Source organism: Nitrospira sp., from assembly GCA_016715825.1.
In the GTDB taxonomy this organism is placed as follows: domain Bacteria; phylum Nitrospirota; class Nitrospiria; order Nitrospirales; family Nitrospiraceae; genus Nitrospira_D.
In genome coordinates, this window is sequence record JADJXO010000003.1 from 276,251 (window position 1) to 293,963 (window position 17,713).

16 protein-coding genes, 2 tRNA genes and 2 pseudogenes are annotated in these 17,713 nt (G+C 55.2%); 12 read left to right on the plus strand and 8 right to left on the minus strand.

What is annotated here, in order from left to right; all coding sequences use genetic code 11:
* Positions 1 to 4 precede the first annotated feature (4 nt).
* The 3 genes and pseudogenes from IPM58_11030 to IPM58_11040 all read left to right on the plus strand — a co-directional run bounded on the left by IPM58_11030 (position 5) and on the right by IPM58_11040 (position 2,880).
* Entirely contained in the window at positions 5 to 589 is a 585-nt protein-coding gene (locus IPM58_11030; GenBank protein ID MBK9307597.1) for a hypothetical protein, read from the plus strand.
* Between the two features lie 45 nt (positions 590 to 634).
* Positions 635 to 1,449: pseudogene (locus tag IPM58_11035) on the plus strand (methane monooxygenase/ammonia monooxygenase subunit C).
* 312 nt (positions 1,450 to 1,761) lie between these two features.
* A complete protein-coding gene (locus tag IPM58_11040; GenBank protein ID MBK9307598.1) occupies positions 1,762 to 2,880 on the plus strand; it encodes a hypothetical protein in 1,119 nt (372 codons plus the stop codon).
* 369 nt (positions 2,881 to 3,249) lie between these two features.
* On the opposite strand, the gene IPM58_11045 is transcribed toward IPM58_11040, so the two are convergent.
* A tRNA-Met gene (locus tag IPM58_11045) sits at positions 3,250 to 3,326 on the minus strand.
* Positions 3,327 to 3,413: 87 nt separating this feature from the next.
* Between IPM58_11045 and IPM58_11050 the strand changes: the two genes are divergently transcribed.
* The 5 genes from IPM58_11050 to pheT all read left to right on the plus strand — a co-directional run bounded on the left by IPM58_11050 (position 3,414) and on the right by pheT (position 9,829).
* Positions 3,414 to 4,355, plus strand: a complete 942-nt coding sequence (locus IPM58_11050) for a methionyl-tRNA formyltransferase (GenBank protein MBK9307599.1) — start codon at positions 3,414 to 3,416, stop codon at positions 4,353 to 4,355.
* Positions 4,356 to 4,430: 75 nt separating this feature from the next.
* Positions 4,431 to 5,822 carry a 16S rRNA (cytosine(967)-C(5))-methyltransferase RsmB gene (gene rsmB / locus IPM58_11055; GenBank protein ID MBK9307600.1) on the plus strand — a complete coding sequence of 464 codons (1,392 nt, stop codon included), beginning with the start codon at positions 4,431 to 4,433 and terminating at the stop codon, positions 5,820 to 5,822.
* On the plus strand, positions 5,822 to 6,523 hold the full coding sequence (locus IPM58_11060; protein MBK9307601.1) for a ribulose-phosphate 3-epimerase: 702 nt from the start codon (positions 5,822 to 5,824) through the stop codon (positions 6,521 to 6,523). Before rsmB ends, IPM58_11060 begins: the two co-directional genes overlap by 1 nt.
* Positions 6,524 to 6,533: 10 nt before the next feature.
* Complete coding sequence (locus tag IPM58_11065; GenBank protein MBK9307602.1) at positions 6,534 to 8,102, plus strand: phenylalanine--tRNA ligase subunit alpha; 1,569 nt, start codon at positions 6,534 to 6,536, stop codon at positions 8,100 to 8,102.
* An 8-nt stretch (positions 8,103 to 8,110) separates the two neighbouring features.
* The gene (pheT, locus tag IPM58_11070; GenBank protein MBK9307603.1) at positions 8,111 to 9,829 is read left to right on the plus strand and encodes a phenylalanine--tRNA ligase subunit beta; all 1,719 of its coding nucleotides are present in this window, start codon (positions 8,111 to 8,113) and stop codon (positions 9,827 to 9,829) included.
* A gap of 92 nt (positions 9,830 to 9,921) precedes the next feature.
* Here pheT and rplT read toward each other — a convergent pair whose 3' ends face one another.
* From rplT to IPM58_11105, 7 genes and pseudogenes are all read right to left on the minus strand, one after another.
* Positions 9,922 to 10,290: a 50S ribosomal protein L20 gene (gene rplT, locus IPM58_11075; protein MBK9307604.1), complete on the minus strand. Its 369-nt coding sequence runs from the start codon at positions 10,288 to 10,290 to the stop codon at positions 9,922 to 9,924.
* A 50-nt stretch (positions 10,291 to 10,340) separates the two neighbouring features.
* Positions 10,341 to 10,535 carry a 50S ribosomal protein L35 gene (rpmI, locus tag IPM58_11080; protein MBK9307605.1) on the minus strand — a complete coding sequence of 65 codons (195 nt, stop codon included), beginning with the start codon at positions 10,533 to 10,535 and terminating at the stop codon, positions 10,341 to 10,343.
* 41 nt (positions 10,536 to 10,576) lie between these two features.
* Entirely contained in the window at positions 10,577 to 11,086 is a 510-nt protein-coding gene (gene infC / locus IPM58_11085; GenBank protein ID MBK9307606.1) for a translation initiation factor IF-3, read from the minus strand.
* A 13-nt stretch (positions 11,087 to 11,099) separates the two neighbouring features.
* Positions 11,100 to 13,027 (minus strand): annotated as a pseudogene (gene thrS, locus IPM58_11090) (threonine--tRNA ligase).
* 83 nt (positions 13,028 to 13,110) lie between these two features.
* Positions 13,111 to 13,185 (minus strand) — tRNA-Val (locus IPM58_11095).
* 134 nt (positions 13,186 to 13,319) lie between these two features.
* Complete coding sequence (locus IPM58_11100) at positions 13,320 to 13,592, minus strand: HU family DNA-binding protein (protein ID MBK9307607.1); 273 nt, start codon at positions 13,590 to 13,592, stop codon at positions 13,320 to 13,322.
* 78 nt (positions 13,593 to 13,670) lie between these two features.
* Entirely contained in the window at positions 13,671 to 13,979 is a 309-nt protein-coding gene (locus IPM58_11105) for a hypothetical protein (GenBank protein ID MBK9307608.1), read from the minus strand.
* Between the two features lie 581 nt (positions 13,980 to 14,560).
* On the opposite strand from IPM58_11105, the gene IPM58_11110 reads away from it, so the two are divergent.
* Genes IPM58_11110 through IPM58_11125 form a run of 4 tightly spaced genes read left to right on the plus strand, consistent with a single transcriptional unit; the run spans position 14,561 to position 17,532 of the window.
* Positions 14,561 to 15,010 (plus strand): Rrf2 family transcriptional regulator, encoded by a 450-nt coding sequence (locus IPM58_11110; GenBank protein ID MBK9307609.1) that lies wholly within the window; start codon positions 14,561 to 14,563, stop codon positions 15,008 to 15,010.
* A 38-nt stretch (positions 15,011 to 15,048) separates the two neighbouring features.
* Complete coding sequence (locus IPM58_11115) at positions 15,049 to 15,957, plus strand: nitrite/sulfite reductase (protein MBK9307610.1); 909 nt, start codon at positions 15,049 to 15,051, stop codon at positions 15,955 to 15,957.
* Positions 15,908 to 17,230: a HEPN domain-containing protein gene (locus IPM58_11120; GenBank protein MBK9307611.1), complete on the plus strand. Its 1,323-nt coding sequence runs from the start codon at positions 15,908 to 15,910 to the stop codon at positions 17,228 to 17,230. Before IPM58_11115 ends, IPM58_11120 begins: the two co-directional genes overlap by 50 nt.
* Positions 17,200 to 17,532: a sulfurtransferase TusA family protein gene (locus tag IPM58_11125; GenBank protein ID MBK9307612.1), complete on the plus strand. Its 333-nt coding sequence runs from the start codon at positions 17,200 to 17,202 to the stop codon at positions 17,530 to 17,532. The genes IPM58_11120 and IPM58_11125 overlap by 31 nt, the downstream gene beginning before the upstream one ends.
* Positions 17,533 to 17,713: the final 181 nt, after the last annotated feature.

Consider the following 17,713-nt stretch of genomic DNA (forward strand, 5'->3'; position numbering starts at 1 on the left):
GAGCATGGCAGCAATCTTACAAAAGGTCTCGAACTATCAGGCTGTCGTGGTGTGTGTGCTTCTAGCGGCTCAGCTGCCCGGTTTTGCCTATGCTCATGGCAAAGTCATAATCGAGGAAGACATGTGCGTCCGACGAGTCGGCGGCAATCTGGTTCATTTCAATGCCTATCAACCGCAGAATGAAGCCAGGGCGCAGTACTGTACCGAAATTCCCGGTGAGGGTGAGACGTTTCTTGTTGTGGACCTCGTAGATCCAGCATTGCGGAACACAGCGGTGGCTATGCGGGTGGTGCGGGGTCTCAATGAAACCGCGGAAGACCAGACGGTGGCCTACTGGCCTCCGGTGATCCATCCAGATGGCGTGGTCCGCGGCGAAACCGCGCTTGCAAAAGGGCTCTATACACTGATCATTACGCCAGATGGCCTAAGCTCATCGTCTTATGTTTTGCGGGTGCAGCAGGTCGACTATACACACATTGCGAGAAAAGCGATTGGGCCGCTGGCCATTCTGCTTCTTCTCGCCTTGATCGGGTACGAATTCTCAAAATCCAATCGGTTTAGGAACTGGCGGGTCTCCGGACCTGCGTAACGATTCGATTCATGCGAGGGTGCTTTAACAAGGAGGGACAGAACTATGGCTAGTCAAGAGCGCGGGTATGATATTTCGCAGTGGTACGACTCGCGGCCAGCCAAGCTCGGCTGGTTTGGGATGTTGGCGATCGGCGTGTTTTGGGTCGTGTATCAACGGACCTTCGGGTACTCCCACGGGCTCGACTCCATGACCCCGGAGTTTGAGTCGGTGTGGATGGGGCTGTGGCGGTTTAACATCGTCGCCAACGCCATCTTCTTTGCCGTGGCGGTGGGCTGGATTTGGGTGACGCGGGATCGCAACTTCGCGAACCTGGACCCGAAGCTCGAGCTGAAGCGGTACTTTTATTTCATGGGGTGGTTGGTGTGCTACATCTGGGGCGTGTACTACGCGGGGAGCTACACCCTGGAGCAGGATGCGGCGTGGCACCAAGTGATCATCCGCGACACCAGCTTCACGGCGAGCCACATTGTGGCGTTCTACGGGACGTTCCCGCTGTACATCACGTGCGGGGTGTCGAGCTACCTGTATGCGCAGACGCGGTTGCCGCTGTACAGCCAGGCGACATCGTTTCCGTTGGTGGCGGCGGTGGTGGGGCCGATGTTCATTCTGCCGAACGTGGGGCTCAACGAGTGGGGCCATGCGTTCTGGTTTGTGGATGAGCTGTTTGCGGCGCCGTTGCACTGGGGCTTTGTGACGTTGGGCTGGTGCGGGTTGTTCCGGGGCCGGCGGGGGGCGTGGCGGCACAGATTGTGAGCCGCATGTCGAACCTGGCGGACGTGGTCTGGAACAATGCACCGAAGAGCATCCTGGATCCGTTCCCCAGCCAGGTGGATCCGAATGCGAAGCCTGGCTACTGAGCCGTAGAGAGAGGACGTATGCGGTAAGCAAGGGCCCGGGGCTCCAGTGATGGGGCTCCGGGCCTTCTCGTGTCCGCCTCGGGCAGTTTATTTACACAATAGTGACCGTTGAGGTAGATGAGTTTCAGGCACCAACTGGGAGTTCAATACTGGCGATGTTGTTCCTTTTGTCGCAAGAGGAACGGGAGTGGGATGGAGAGAGATCTTGAACGTCATGGGGATGCGAAGAAATAGGCTTGATTGCAGAGAAAGCAGCCTGCCGTCCTTGCTCTGGTGAGTTTCATCTGATATGAGAAGGGTTGGGATCGAGGCATGAAGACACGTCGAATAACAAAAACAAGATATCGCGCCAAGCCAGGAACGGGTCATATCCGCGATGCTGCCGACGCGGCTCGGCTGGAAAGACTGAAAAACTCTTCACGTAGGGCTGTCTACAGCCGATCAGGTCTCCCGCCGATCTCTCTGCAGTTCGAAGTCAGGCGACTCCCTTCGAAGAATGGTCACGTTGCACCGAAAGAAGCCTCTTCGCGATTTGAAGCAGCATATACGCTCTTCAGGCAGAGACATCCCAACAGCGTTCCGATTACCGGACGGCAAATCCCTCCGACGAACTGCTCTCCTCTTGAGTATGTCGAATGGGCCATCTGGAAAGCCAGGGAGCGATGGAGCGACGCAATATGGGATAACTGGTTCTTAGGCTTCTATGAAAACCTGGCCAAATCCGAGTCGCTCAAGGAGGTGTGCCAGGATCAATGTCAATCCACCGACGCCGCCTATGCACTGCTCGGACTCCTGCTGTGGGATGCCGACCGGTCAGAGCTTGCAAAAACGACGGGAGAATACGTCGGTGGGCGAGGGGAGCGCGATGTCATCGAAGAACAAGCGCGAGAATCCCTATGGCGAACGTCAGAACCCGATGCAAAGCAATTGCTCAAGATCCAAGAGTTAGTGAAGGGCCTAACGTTCGATTACGCCTTGGAGGTGAAGAAAGCCCTCACACCAGGCGTCGAACACAAGCGGCATCATCGGAAGACACTCGCCGAAATTATGGATGGTTTCGTGGATGCCTTTGTCAAAGAAACAAAAGGCAGAGCGAAAGCCTATGCTGGCACCACTAAACAGAGCACAGGGCGGCCAGAGGCTGGACTTACCTCGCGGGACATGTTCTGTGCCTTGGTGAACCACTTTGTGAAAGAAGCATTTAGAGGGGAAGACCATATTGGGCCAACCATCCTTATCATTAAGGACTTTATCCCTGGTCTGCTGAAGGACAACCACGCTGAACCCATAAAAGAGGCCAATGCCTTTGTTCAGCGGCTGGAGACCTTTAGAAAGAAGAACGGTGTGAACAAGGAGTTCAACTCGCTTGTCGCGCTCTACAAGACAGATCGCTCCTTCCCATCCATCATGAAGACCTTTCAACCTGAATAGCGATACGCGAGGTAGTTCCGCACCCGTTGCTATGGGTGGCTCAGTTTTGCCGTATTACCTGCACAGGTTGCCGCTCCAGGCGCCCGACTTGGCTTGCCCGGATGGTCGAGACGATCTTCACTCCTGAGAACGTTGACCGCTTCATCGTTCCCCTCCTTTCGCCAAAGACCACGTCAGTCGTCATCTCGCTTCAGTCCTAGAGCGCCGTCGATTTGAGGGGCGCCATGTTGCAGTTCTGACGAGCCTCGATTAGATCGTGACGAGGGCTCGGTGAAGATGACCAAACCACACATAAATGCTGGATCAGTTTGGACCTTCAATCAACTAGGACAGGACTGAGATAGTTGGGAGGGGACAAACAACGAAGATTGGTTGCGGGGAGAGGATTTGAACCTCTGACCTTTGGGTTATGAGCCCAACGAGCTACCAGGCTGCTCCACCCCGCGGATGGATGCTAACAAAGCGCTGAACAGCAAGTCAAGTTACGGTACAACCCGATTGCTTTCTCCTCACCACGATGCTAAAGCCAACGTATGCGTATCGTCTTCATGGGGACTCCAGAATTTGCCGTGCCTTCATTGGAAGCATTGCTGAAGTCCGATGATCAGGTCGTGGGCATCGTCACACAGCCGGACAGGCCGAAGGGGCGTGGACAACAGCTGACTCCCTCACCGATCAAGCTCATTGCGCAACGCGAAGACGTTCCAATCCTACAACCGGTGAAAATGAAGGCGCCGGAGTTTCTTGAGCCGTTGGCTGCCTGGAAGCCTGATCTTATCGCGGTAACGGCTTTCGGCCGCATTCTGCATCCGGGCATCCTGTCTTTACCGCCCAGCGGCTGTGTGAACGTGCATGGCTCGCTGTTACCGAAGTATCGAGGTGCAGCTCCGGTCCAATGGGCTGTCATCAACGGTGAGAGCGAGACCGGGATCACGACGATGCTGATGGACGAAGGCATGGATACCGGTCCCATGTTGCTCCAAGAGAGGCTCACGATCATGCCGGATGATACGGCTGGGACGTTGGCGCCGCGTCTCGCGGAGTTGGGTGGGCGGTTGCTTGTCGAGACGATTGCACAATGGAAAGCCGGAACGTTGATGCCGAAGAAGCAAGACAATAGGCAGGCAACCATGGCCCCTCTCTTGAAAAAGGAAGACGGTCAGATTGATTGGACGATGAAAGCTCCAGTACTGGCCAATCGAGTGCGAGGACTTTCCCCCTGGCCGGGAGCCTATACATTTTCCGGTGAGGAACGTTGGAATATCTGGAAGGCGGTTTCAACAGGTGGGACGACGACCGACAAACCGGGAACGATCGTTGCCGTAGACAAACAGTCCATCCTGGTCGCAACCGGCGAAGGTATGCTCGAGGTACGAGAAATCCAGACTGCGAATTCGAAACGTATGCCCGTCAGCCAGTTTCTATCAGGGCATAAAGTCTCAGCCGGGATACAACTAGGTTTACAGGATTTGTGATTCCGTCACCGCACACCCCTAGAACGGCCCACCTTCTTGCCGGCGAGATCTGACGAACTCCACCGAGGAACTTCTGTGTCCGAACCATCCCCACGATCCGTCGCGCTGCGCATCCTTCTCGCAAGCCAGCGGACAGATCGTTCCCTCGATGAACTGATTGATCCGCAAGCTGCGTTGATCACCCAGTCTCGTGATCGGTCACTAGTGATGGAGTTGGTGTATGGAGTGTTGCGGCGTCAGGAACCGATTGATTGGCGACTCGATGCGGTGCTTTCCAAACCCCTCCATAGGCTCCCCGTCATCGTCCAGATGTTGCTTCGGCTCGGCGCGTATCAAGTGCTATTTCTGGATCGAGTGCCGGATTCTGCGGCCGTGAATGAAACGGTCCAATTGACCAAAGTCTCTGCACGACAACTTGGTCGTGATTGGAGCGGCTTGGTAAACGGGGTCTTACGCAATCTGATCCGTGCGCCGGTACCATCCCCTCCCGATCCCGCGGCTCACCCAGCTGAATGGCTTTCACTGACATACGGTGTCCCGCTGTGGTTGGCGGAGCGCTGGTTGGAGCGAATGGGGATGGAGCAAGCGGAATCGGCCTGCCGGGCAACCAGCACCGCTCCAGGTCTGACTGTGCGAGTGAATCGTTGTCGGCTAACGAGGGAAGAATTTCTGAAGCGCCTCCAGGAGGCTGGAATTCCGGCCCACCCGACAGCGGTGAGCCCTCTAGGAGTTGTGGTGGAGAAAGGGCAGGGCGTCACCTCCTTGCTGGGTTTCACGGCAGGGGATTTTTATGTCGAAGATGAAGCCGCTCAGCTTATTCCGCCGATCCTTGAACCGCAGTCTGGCGATGTGATTTTAGACGCTTGTGCGGCTCCGGGTGGCAAGGCCACTCATCTCGCGGAGCTCATGGGCGATCACGGGACGATCATCGCCGTTGATCAGAACACTTCCCGGTTGGACTTGTTGCGGGAGAATTGTCTCAGGCTTCGGATGCAGAGCGTTGTGCCTGTGGTTGGAGATGTGAGGCAGCCAGTCCAATGGGTGAGGCTGTTGGCCGGTGGTGCCGATCGGTCAGATATCCCAGACTCCTTCGACCGGATTCTCGTCGATGCACCCTGCAGCGGACTGGGTGTCTTGCGTCGCCATCCTGAGGCAAAGGGACGGAGATCTAATTCGTCATTTGTTCGGCATCAGAAACTTCAAGCGCATATCCTTGAGTCTGTCGCGCGTACCTTGCGACCAGGGGGGGTGCTGGTCTATAGTACGTGCTCGGCGGAAACTGAAGAAACTGAAGAGGTTGTGAACCGGTTTTGCGAAACCGCTCCAGGATGGACGCGTGAATCTGTGGCCCCCTGGCTTCCGCCCACTGCGCTTCAATTTGTAACAGCACAAGGGGCGCTCTCTACCATGTGCAATAATTTTGGAATGGATGGCTTTTACGCGGCTCGTTTACGGAAGGACGAGTGATGCCTTCTCCGATCTACATTGCGCCGTCGATCCTCTCCGCCGATTTTGCCAGATTGGCGGATGAAGTCGCCGCCGTGGAGCGGGCCGGCGCCGATATGCTGCACGTGGACGTCATGGACGGCCACTTTGTGCCGAATTTGACGGTGGGCCCTCCCATTGTAGAAAGTCTTAGAAAGGTTACGAAGCTGCCTCTGGACGTGCACTTGATGATCACGAACGCCGATGCGTTCATCCCAGAGTTTGCCGAAGCCGGTGCCGACTATCTGACCGTGCATGTCGAAGCTTGTCCGCACCTCCATCGAACGATTCAGTCGATTAAGGAACGTGGGGTCAAGGCCGGAGTGACGCTTAATCCCGCTACGCCCATCTCGTCGCTTCAGGAGATCTGGGGTGATATCGACTTGGTGTTGATCATGTCGGTGAATCCAGGGTTCGGCGGCCAAACATTCATTTCTTCGGTGCTGAAGAAAATTGTCGAGGCCCGAAACCAGCTGGATCGAATCAACAGCCAAGCGCTGCTTGAAGTGGACGGCGGCGTGAAGGTCGATAACACGAGGGAGATCGTGGCGGCTGGTGCGACGACGCTCGTCGCTGGATCGGCGATCTTTTCACAACGCGACTATACGGCCACGATCGCCGCCATACGAGCGGCTGCCCAAACAGTCGCCCAACCGACGCCTCGCGCAGCGGTCAATCGATAGGCTATTCAGGGTGGACAACTCTTCCGCAGTCATCGACAGCCTGCATCCTCTCGAAATAAAAGTTCTTACCACCTTCGGCGCGCACCAGCCGGAAACAGTCTTGGACAGCGAACAGTTGGCGTCCGCCGCCGAGTTGGAACCGTCTCAGTTCAGCATGGCGGTCGAATGGCTTTTGGCCAAAGGCCTGATCACGATCCAGGCGGAAACCGTGACGCCGGTCGTGTCACTGACAAAAATTGGCGAGGAGTACCATCGGGGCGCAGCTCCCATCGAACGCGTGTTTGGTGCCGCTCGTGACGCTGCTGGGACGGGAAAACGGCTGACGATCCCTGATCTTCAAACGCAAGATGGACTTGAACCTTCCGATGTCAGTAAGGCGGTGGGGCGACTCAAGAAGGAAGGAGTGTTGCTGATCGTTCAGGGGGGATGCATTGAAACGACCGGACGTCCGAGTCCGACGGTGGAAGCCATTCGGCTGCTGCTACAACAAGTGCATGACTCCTCCTGTGAACTGGCGAAGTTTTCGGACGAGCACCGACACATCATTGAGGACTACGCTGTCAAGCGGGGAAATGCCAAAGAGCCGTTCAGAGTGGATGAGCGAGTGACACGCGCGTTCATGCTCTCTCCATCCGGGGCCAGTGCTGCCGCGCAGTTGATGAAACAGGGGGTCGCCGAAGAAGTCTCGCAAGTGACTCCGGAACTCTTGAAGGACGGAAGTTGGCGCCATAAGCGATTTCGAAAGTACACCATCAGCCTGCGGGCGCCACGCGTCGGCACCGGGAAAAAGCATCCGTACCGAGAATTTCTGGATACCGTCAAAACAAAGCTCGTGAGCATGGGGTTTCAGGAAATGCGTGGGCCGTTGGTTGAAACCGAATTTTGGAATATGGATGCCCTGTTCATGCCACAGTTTCATCCAGCGCGCGATATTCATGATGTGTATTTTGTGAAGCAACCCACCCATGCCTCTGTCATCGATGAGTCGGTGTTGGCGCATGTCGCCCAGGTGCATCAGCACGGGGCTGCGACGGGATCAACGGGCTGGGGGTATTCGTTCGATATTCAGCGCGCCAAGCGACTGGTCTTGCGCAGTCAGGGAACCGCCGTCTCAGCCAGAACATTGGCCGCTTCGCCGAGCATCCCAGGGAAATATTTTTCGATTGCCCGGTGTTTTCGGTACGATCAGGTCGATGCCACCCACGCGACAGATTTTTTCCAGGTGGAAGGCATCGTGCTCGGAGACGACATCAACTTTAGAACGTTGCTGGGGCTTCTGAATCTCTTTGCGCGGGAGGTCGCGCAAGCGAAAGAGGTGAAGTTCTTGCCCGCATATTTCCCATTCACCGAACCCTCCGTCGAGCTGCATGTGCGTCATCCCCGATTAGGGTGGATGGAGCTCGGCGGGGCGGGACTCTTTCGGCCGGAAGTCACCTTGCCGCTTGGAGTCACCGTTCCGGTGATTGCCTGGGGACTTGGACTGGATCGGATGGCGATGGTGGCGCTGGGGATTCACGATATCCGGGAGCTCTTTACAGATAACCTGGAATTAATCCGTACCACCAGGGGATCCTTTTAGCGCACGCCATGCCCACGATTACTATTTACAAAGACGATTTCGAATCCCTCCTCAACGGCGGGCAGTCGACGAACGGGACTATGCCCATTGAGGAGTTAGAAACATGGCTGATGCTCGTGAAGGGCGAGTTGAAGGGGTACACCCCTGAAACAGGCGAACTTCGCATCGAACTTCAAGACAGCAATCGGCCTGATCTGTGGTGCTGCGAAGGGATCGCTCGACAAATCCGTATCAAACAACAGGGGCCGCTCTCGCCCTATCCGTTTCTATCCGGAAAAGCAAAATCCGGGATGCAGATCCGCGTGAAGCCAGGGATGGAGCAGGTTCGTCCCTATGTGGCGGCCTGTGCGGCCCGAGGATATCGAGTCACGACGGAAGGATTGGCGCAGCTGATTCAAACACAGGAAAAATTGGCGGAGATCTTCGGTCACAAGCGCAAGACCGTTTCAATCGGAATTTATCAGCTGCCCAAGATAAAGTTTCCCGTGACCTACGAGCTGGTGAAGCCGGACGAGGCACGGTTTACCCCGTTGGGCATGGAAACGGTCATGACCCTGGCAGAAATCCTCATGGTGCATCCGAAGGGATTGGAGTATGGAGCGATCGTTTCGGGCGCCGGGTGGGTACCTCTCCTCCGTGATGCGGCCGGTCAACCGCTGTCCTTCACGCCGATCATCAATAGCAGGGAAGTCGGAGAAGTCCAGGTGGGGGACGATCAGCTGTTCGTTGAGGTGACGGGCACTGATCTTTCAATGGTCGTCTTGACCCTGAATATTTTTGCGTCGAATCTCGCTGACCGTGGGGCGATCATTGAACCGGTCGAAGTCCAGTATCCGATGGATACTTCGCTGGGGAAACGAGTGAAAACGCCTCTGGATCTTGGAAAGTCCAAAGCCATCCGGATCGACACGATCGAACAGGCCCTTGGGCAAGAACTGGGTGCAAAGACTGTTGCACAAGCTCTCGAAACGTACGGCTACCATGTTGCTCCTGGAAAGGGATCCGTCAAGGTCAAACTGCCCCTCTATCGGCAGGATCTGATGCATGCGATGGACGTGGTTGAAGATGTGGCCATGAGTCTGGGATACGCCGAATTCACGCCGGTCATGCCGGCGCAGTTTACCGTGGGTGGGTTATCCGCCATCGAGCAAACCTCGGACCGGGCACGCGAGTTAATGGTGGGCTTAGGGTTTCAGGAGATCATATCGAACATTCTTGGCTCGCCGGAAAGCTATTCCAGTCGAATGCGGCTCGATGAGACGGAATGGGGACGCATGGTTGAGGTCAATAATGTCATGTCCTTGAGCTTCTCCTGTCTCCGGCAATGGATCCTGCCGTCTCTGCTGCGTGTCGAGGCAGCATCGAGTCGGGCTTTCTATCCACACCGCCTCTTTGAGGCCGGTGATGTGGCGATTCCTGACCTCACCAAGGAGCTGGGCTCCCGGACGGAGACGGTCTTGGGAGCAGTCATCGCTCATGCATCGGCGCATTTCTCAGAGATTCATTCTTGTGTCGATGTGCTGTTTTACTACCTTGGCAAGGAATACAGCCTCGAGACGGTTCAGCATCCGTCCTTTCTGGAAGGCCGAGCCGGGCAGATTGTTGTCACGGGCCGACCCGTCGGCGTCATCGGCGAACTCCATCCCGAAGTCCTCGAACGTTGGCAAATCGCCATGCCGGTCGTCGCGTTTGACCTGAACCTCTCGCAGCTGATTCAGCCTGAGTAGGGGGGGGCCTATTTCTCCGAAAATTAACCAAAAGGGGAAACGCCATTGTGCCGCGTCCCCTTTGGTTGGATGTGTTACTGACGCTTTGAGAGTTAGACTGTCGCTGGTGTCAGGTGTTGCTTGGCAAGACCGCACAACTTTTCAAATCCCGCCGCGTCTTTGATCGCCATATCCGACAAGACCTTGCGATCCAACAACACATTCGCTTTCTTCAATGCATTGATGAATCGACCGTAGGTCAGCCCTTGGGCACGAACGGCGGCACTGATGCGGGCGATCCACAATTGCCGAAAATCCCGCTTGCGATTCTTTCGGCCGGTGTAGGCGTAGGTCAATCCCTTGTCTACACTTTCTGTGGCGGATCGAAATAACCGGCTCTTTGCGCCGTACTGGCCTGACGCTAGCTTGATCCGTTTCTTTCGTCGGGCTCTTGTTTTGGGTCCACCTTTTGCGCGAGGCATGATTCATTACTCCTTTTGGGTCCTGAAAGTCATATCTATTAAACAATCATCTATGCATAGGGCAGGAGCCGATTCAATGTCAAAACCACCGTTGGATCGACGACTGCGGTGCCGCTCAAGCGACGTTTCCGATCGTGTCGCTTGCTGGTCAGGATGTGCCGCTTGCCGGCCTTGCGCCGAACAATCTTGCCGCTTCCTGTTTTGGCAAATCGTTTGCTCGCTCCCGAATGTGTCTTCATTTTCATCGAACAATTCCTTTGGTTGATGGATCTCCCCGATTCAGCCGTCAATGTTTTGGGGCTACGATCATGATCAAACTGCGTCCCTCCATACGGGGCGCATACTCAATCGTGCCGGCCTGGGCCAACTGTTCAATAACCGAGTTCATGACTGCGCGACCCATTTCCTGATTGGCCATTTCTCGTCCGCGATACGTGAGCGTGACCTTAGTCTTGTTCCCTTCTTCCAAAAACGCCTTCATTTGCCGAACTTTGATTTCCAGGTCATGCTTGTCCGTCCGTGGGCGGAGTTTGATTTCCTTCACCTGGGTGGACTTTTGATGACGTCGGCTCTGATGATCCTTTTTACTCAGCTCGTACTTGTACTTCCCGTAGTCCATAATCCGGCACACCGGAGGAACGGACGTGGGAGCCACTTCTACTAAGTCGTAGCCGCCTTCTTGAGCCTGACGGAACGCATCTGGAGTCTGGAGGATGCCAAGTTGTTCTCCTTCCGGTCCGATCACACGAACTTCTCGCACTCGGATCTCACGGTTCACGCGCAATTTGGGGACGATAGGCCACCTCTTTCTAGTGTGTGAGTTGAAGTTCTCGCTGGGGATGTGCGGTCTCGGTTTGTAGGAGAGCCACCACTTGATCCAGCGTCATTGTACCTAAGTTTGAGCCGCTTCGACCACGTACGGAGAGGGTCCCATGTTCAACCTCGCGTTTCCCCGCGACCAACATGAAGGGGACTTTGGCTTTCTCCGCCTCCCGAATCTTGAACCCGATCTTTTCGTTCCGCAAGTCGGCTTCGGCACGGAACCCTACTGCTTTCAGTCGCGTGGCGGCAGCAGCGACGTACTCCTCCTGCTGATCGGTAATATTCATCACCACCGCCTGAACCGGAGCGAGCCACGTCGGGAACGCGCCGCCATAATGCTCGATCAAAATTCCAAAGAATCGTTCGATAGAGCCCATGAGGGCACGATGGATCATGATCGGGCGATGGGCCTTGCCATCCTCTCCAATATAACTCAATTCAAATCGCTCTGGGTTGTTGAAATCCACCTGAACCGTTGAGCATTGCCAGGACCGGCCCAACGCATCCTTGATCTTAATATCGATCTTCGGGCCATAAAAGGCTCCTCCGCCTGGATCGAGATGGAAGGCAATATTACGACTCTTTAGTGCCGCTTCCAACGCGCTTGTCGCCAGTGTCCAATGCTCCTCGCCCCCTACCGACTCTTTAGGTCTGGTCGACAGGAACACTTCAAACTCTTGGAAGCCGAACGTCTGCAAGACGAAAAACGTAAAGTCTAAGACCCGGCTGACCTCGGACTCCATCTGATCAGGACGACAGAAGAGATGGGCATCATCCTGCGTGAATCCGCGTACCCGCATCAGTCCATGCAAGACGCCGGTCCGTTCGTAGCGGTACACGGTTCCCAACTCGCCGTAGCGAATGGGGAGGTCTCGATAGCTCCGGAGATGAGACTGATAGATCATGATGTGGTACGGACAATTCATCGGCTTGAGCTGGTACTCGCTCCCTTCCACCTTCATTGCCGGAAACATATTCTCCCGGTAATAGTCGATATGCCCGCTGGTTTTCCACAGGTCGAGGCGAGCGGTATGGGGTGAGTACACCAAGTCGTACCCATCGCGAATATGCTGCTCTCGCCAAAAGTTTTCAATCAACAAACGCACGGCTGCGCCCTTGGGATGCCAGAGCACTAACCCTGGGCCGATGTCGTCCTGAATGCTGATCAAGTCCAATTCTTTTCCCACTTTTCTGTGGTCGCGCCCTTGATCTCCTCCAGCCTCGCGAGGTAGGCATCCACCTCAGCCTTGGTTGGGAAGGAGGTCCCATAGATGCGCTGCAACATGGGGTTGCGTTCATCGCCGCGCCAGTAGGCTCCGGCGGTGTTGAGCAGTTTAATTGCACCGACCGACCCGGTGGTGGGCAGGTGAGGCCCACGGCAGAGGTCCACGAAATCACCCTGAGAATAGGCAGTGATCGGTTCTCCATCGGGAAAACCTTGAATCAATTCAACCTTATACTGTTCGCCTCTGGCCTGAAAAAAATCGATGGCCTCTTGTTTGGAAAGTTCTCTGCGCGTAATCGTGAGATTCCGTGCGATGATCTCAGAGGCACGTGCTTCGATCTTCTCAAGGTCCTCAGGTGTAAAGGGGCGGTCGTAAGCGAAGTCATAGTAAAAACTATCTTCAAGCGCCGGACCGATCGTGAGCTGTGCAGTCGGAAACAGTTCCTTGACGGCTTGGGCCATGATATGCGTGCTGCTGTGGCGGTAGACCTCTCGACCTTCGGCGCTATTAAACCGAAGTGGTTCGACGGTTGAACTACCGGATAGAGGCCGTGACAGATCAACGACCGCTCCATCAACTTTGGCTGCCAAGACATCGTGGTCGGCAAGTCCCAGAGCGGACAGAGCAGCTTCTACCGTTTTCCCAACCGGCACATCGGCTGTTGGGCCGTCTTTGACCGAGATCTTCATCGCTGTTACGAGACTACGTCCACTGCACCAAAAACAAGAAAGGCACCGCGCCTCCGAGAGGCAAGCCAGTGCCTCGGATTCGATGGTAGGCGCGGACGGTCTTGAACCGTCGACCTCTACCGTGTCAAGGTAGCGCTCTCCCCCTGAGCTACGCGCCTATACGCAAGAGTGGCATGCTAATATAGCCTCAGGGACACTGTCAAGAAAGCGAAAGAGAAGACAGCGCTCCCTCAGTGAGCTGAAAGAGCGATGCTTCTTCCTTTGTTGCAGGCACTCGTGCAGTAGAAGACGACTACTTCACGGCAGAACGAAGTTCTTTCCCGGCTGAGAACTTGGGTACCTTGGCAGCCGGAATTCTGAGCGATTGGCCTGTTCTTGGGTTTCTTCCCATCCGGGCTTTCCGCTTAGAGATCGTAAACGTGCCGAAATTGACAAGGGAGACTCGTTGCCCCTTCTTGAGGGAGGACGTCACCGCTCCGGTAAACGCTTCAAGCGCAGTTCCTGCCGCGACCTTGGTGATTCCTGCCGAAGCGGCCATCTTCGCAATCAACTCTTCCTTGGTCATAATATCCCTCCTCCTTGAGTGTTGAGAGAAATGTGAACGGTGAGTTCAGTGGCACTTCGCGACACAAGAACCTACGCACTAGGACCCGCCTTTAGTTTTGGTGAGTTTTAAGGGAATGTGTAGGTCGACGATCTTTTTTCTCAGAGTGTTTCGGTTCAGCCCAAGAAGTTCAGCCGCCCGTATTTGGTTCCCTCGTGTCTCCTTTAATGCTGATGTGATGAGAGGGCGTTCGACTGCGGCAAGGAGGATCGAATGCAGATTCCTTGCCGATCCGTTCCTCATGCCTTTCACAAATTCTCCCATCTTAACCTCTAAGTAACTCTCCAGCGAGCCATCACGGCCTTTATTCGGATCGAGGAGGCTCTGTATATTCATCGCCTGAATCATCTTCAGTGTCTTCCTCAAGACAGCGCGTGAACCTTTGATGAACAATGTGCGAGATGGAACCAGATAGTGTTCAGGTCGGCCCCTCCTGCTCCCGGCTTATCCGTGATTCCACGACCACAATATCAAAATGCTGCTTGGACGATTCTTTTTGAAGGGCTGTCGTATCGTGAGCGATCGTAATCGAAGCATCCCCAAAGATCTGCCTAACGCGTTTCCGTATCGCTGTATCGGCTGTAAGCAAAAGAATACTGTATGCGGATGACGGCGCTGGCATGAATGCACCACAGGAAGAAGAGCTCGGATTATTGCTTAGGGCATACGCGATGTCAATCGGAATTATGCATCTAGTTAGCTGTCAAACAGCTCCATGTACCGATCGCATATGGGCATACAACGCCGAGTCAGCGGAGGGATTTCCTGGTGTAGTGCTCTGGCAATTGGGATCGATTGTCATGACCGCCGGCAAGATGAAGATTTTGGGAGCCAAATCTGGATAGCTCAAGTGAACGCCCATCAAACTTGACAGAAGGCACAAGAGGCGGTTATAGGTATTAACGTAATTCCTACCGGAATAATAAAGAATGAAAGTATCGAAGAGGGTAACCTACGGGGTCATGGCGGTTGTGGATCTCGCGATCAATGCGGCGGAGCTCCCTATTCAGGCGAGAGCCATCGCGAAGAGGCAAGGCATTCCGATTCGTTTTCTTGAGCAGGTTCTCCATGCGCTCAAGAATGCGGATTTGGTCGAAAGCCACCGAGGGGCACAAGGTGGGTATCTTCTATCACGCGAATCGTCACGTATCTCCCTTGCGGACATACTTGAAGCGCTGGAGGGGCCGCTCTTCCATCGTACCGCCCTTCAACTGGGAACCCGCGATCGGCTTCCAGCCAAGCCCGATCTGCTTCTCAGTGAGGTTTGGGAGCAAGTGCAACAAGCAGAACGGAAAGTGCTCGAAGGCATTACGGTCGAACAGTTAGCGATTCAGCAACGGACGTTTGAAGCCCAACGAAACCCGATGTACCACATCTGACGAGAGCGTTGCTTTCCCGAAGAGAGAAGGAGTTAGCGATGAGCCAGGTCGAATCCACTACGATTCGGAAAATCGTGACCAATCCGATCCCGCCCGACATCCAGGAGGAAATCGAAACGTTTGAAACTGAGGCGCTCCGGACTTTGGCTGGGGAAATCTCGACTGATCTCTTCAAGCCGTTCCGTCTGCAGTACGGCATTTATGGTCAGCGGCAACCAGGTGTGCAGATGGTTCGTGTCAAGATTCCATTCGGCGGCATCACGGCAAATCAGCTTCGCCGCCTGGCGGAACTTGCCGATCGTTATGCGACCGGCGTCGGCCATGTCACGACAAGGCAAGACATTCAGATGCATTTTGTTGAATTAAAGGATGTGCCGACCATTATGCGGGGATTGGCGGACGTCGGCCTGACCACCAGGGAGGCATGCGCCAACACCGTTCGAAATGTGACGGCCTGCCATTTAGCGGGCGTATGCCAAGGCGAAGTGTTCGATGTCACCCCCTATGCGAAGACGGTGGCCTATCATCTCCTACGGAATCCCTTGAACCAAAGTCTGCCTCGGAAATTCAAGATCGCGTTTTCTGGCTGCGCGCACGACTGCGCGCTGACGCCGATCCATGATATCGGGCTCCTAGCCGTGAAACGGGCCGACGGCGTGATCGGATTCCGCATGGTGGCGGGTGGTGGATTGGGCTCGGCTCCACGCGTCGCACAACTTCTTCGGGAATTCACTCCGATGGAAGAACTGATCCCCAGTATCGAGGCGGTGATCAAGGTCTTCGATACCCTTGGGAACAGAAAGAATCGTAACAAGGCCCGCATGAAGTTCGTGATCGACAAGCTTGGGTTTGACGAATTCAAACGTCGGTGGGAAGCCGCCTACGTGGCGATGGGTCATGCCCTTCCACAAGAACGGGCCGTTGACACTCCTCCAGCATCAAGATGAACCCACACCACTGATCATGCCGAAGCGGAACGATGCCGCACATGGAAACGGGAACGGCAATGGCGTGTCCGTCGTTGGTCGCGAAACGCCGTATGAGATGTGGAAACGAACGAATGTGGTGAAACAAAAGCAGGAAGGCTATGTGACGGCCGCCATCAAGCTGTTCATGGGAGATATTACTCGTGAGCAGATGTTGTTTGTGGCAGATCTTGCCGAGCGCTATTCGAACGGGAATCTTCGCACCACCATCAACCAGAACATAGTGATCCGGTGGATTCCCGCCGATCAGGTTCCCCAGCTTTATGAGGATCTGGCCTCACAGGGGTTGGCCGATCCTGGGGCGGAACTGGTCGAGGATATTATCGCCTGCCCAGGCACCGATACCTGCGGCTTGGGTATCACGTCATCAAAGGGGCTCGCGCGGGCCTTGGCCGAAGTCTTTCCTGCTGGGCGGGTGCCTGACGACCTGGCCGGGGTCGATGTCAAAATCAGCGGGTGTCATAACTCTTGCGCACAACACCATATCTCGACGATCGGGTTGCACGGGGTTGGAAAGCGCCTGGGTGAGCATGTCGCGCCACACTACGAACTGCATCTCGGTGGGTCGGTCAACGGCACGGCCAAGATTGGGCAGATGACGGTGAAGTTGCCTGCGAAAGCGGTTCCGGCGGCGATCTCCCATTTGATCGATGTATACCGGCGTGATCGTCAACCGAACGAAAACCTCTCGAAGTTCATCGCCAGAATGGGCAAGAGTAAACTGAAAGATGAACTGATCCCCTACACGATCGTGCCGTCGTTTCAAGAGGACTCGACGTTCTACTACGACTGGGAAGGCGAAGAAGAGTTCATTCTTGAAGATCTCGGTCCCGGCGAATGCGCCGGCGGTGCGCTCGAGATGATCGAAAATGGCATTCTTGAGGCAGACCAAGAGCTCTATCAAGCCAGGTTGCTGGTTGAGAAGCATCAATACTCCGTATCGGTGAACAAATCCTATCGCGCCGTTTTGGCCGCGGCCAAGGCATTGTTAGTGACCGAAGGGCTGGAGCCGTCGACGGACTCCGAGACGTTTCTTGAGTTCGACAGCCGGATCGCTCAGAAGGGAATCGTGCCGCCTCTTTATCAGGACCTCAACGCAATGGTCGGCGATCTGGGCCCCAAGAAACATCAGCCGAATCAGCACGTGAGAAGATGGCCTTTGCCAAAGGATTTGTCGACGCTTGCCGGACGGCAACGGACCAGATGGGGAAGGATCTCAAGCTCTCGGCGGTAAAGGAAGAACCACTGCCGGTCGTGCCTGCACCAGTCGAACCCAAACCGGCCGCACCAGCTCCGACTGGAGCTCCAGTCTATGATCTGCGAGGCGTGGCCTGTCCCATGAACTATGTGAAGACGAAGTTGAAGCTGGAAATGATGGACGCCGGTGAGAAGCTGGAAGTCTGGCTGGATGCGGGCGAGCCGATCAAGAATGTGCCCATGAGTCTGAAGAATGATGGGCATAAGTTGCTGATCCAAGAAGCGCTTGAGCCGGAAGCGACCCATTATCGGATACTGGTGGAAAAGGTCGAAGGGTAAGGAAAGCGTAGTTGCTATGACGGTAGAAGACCGATCGGGACTCATTCAGGAGCTTAAATCCTGGGGTGAATCTTTTGAAACGAAGCAGCCTCAGGATATGGTGTACGGCGGCCATTGAGCGCTATCGAGGAAAGATCGTGTTGGCCTGCAGTTTTGGAGCGGAGGATGTCGTCTTGGTCGA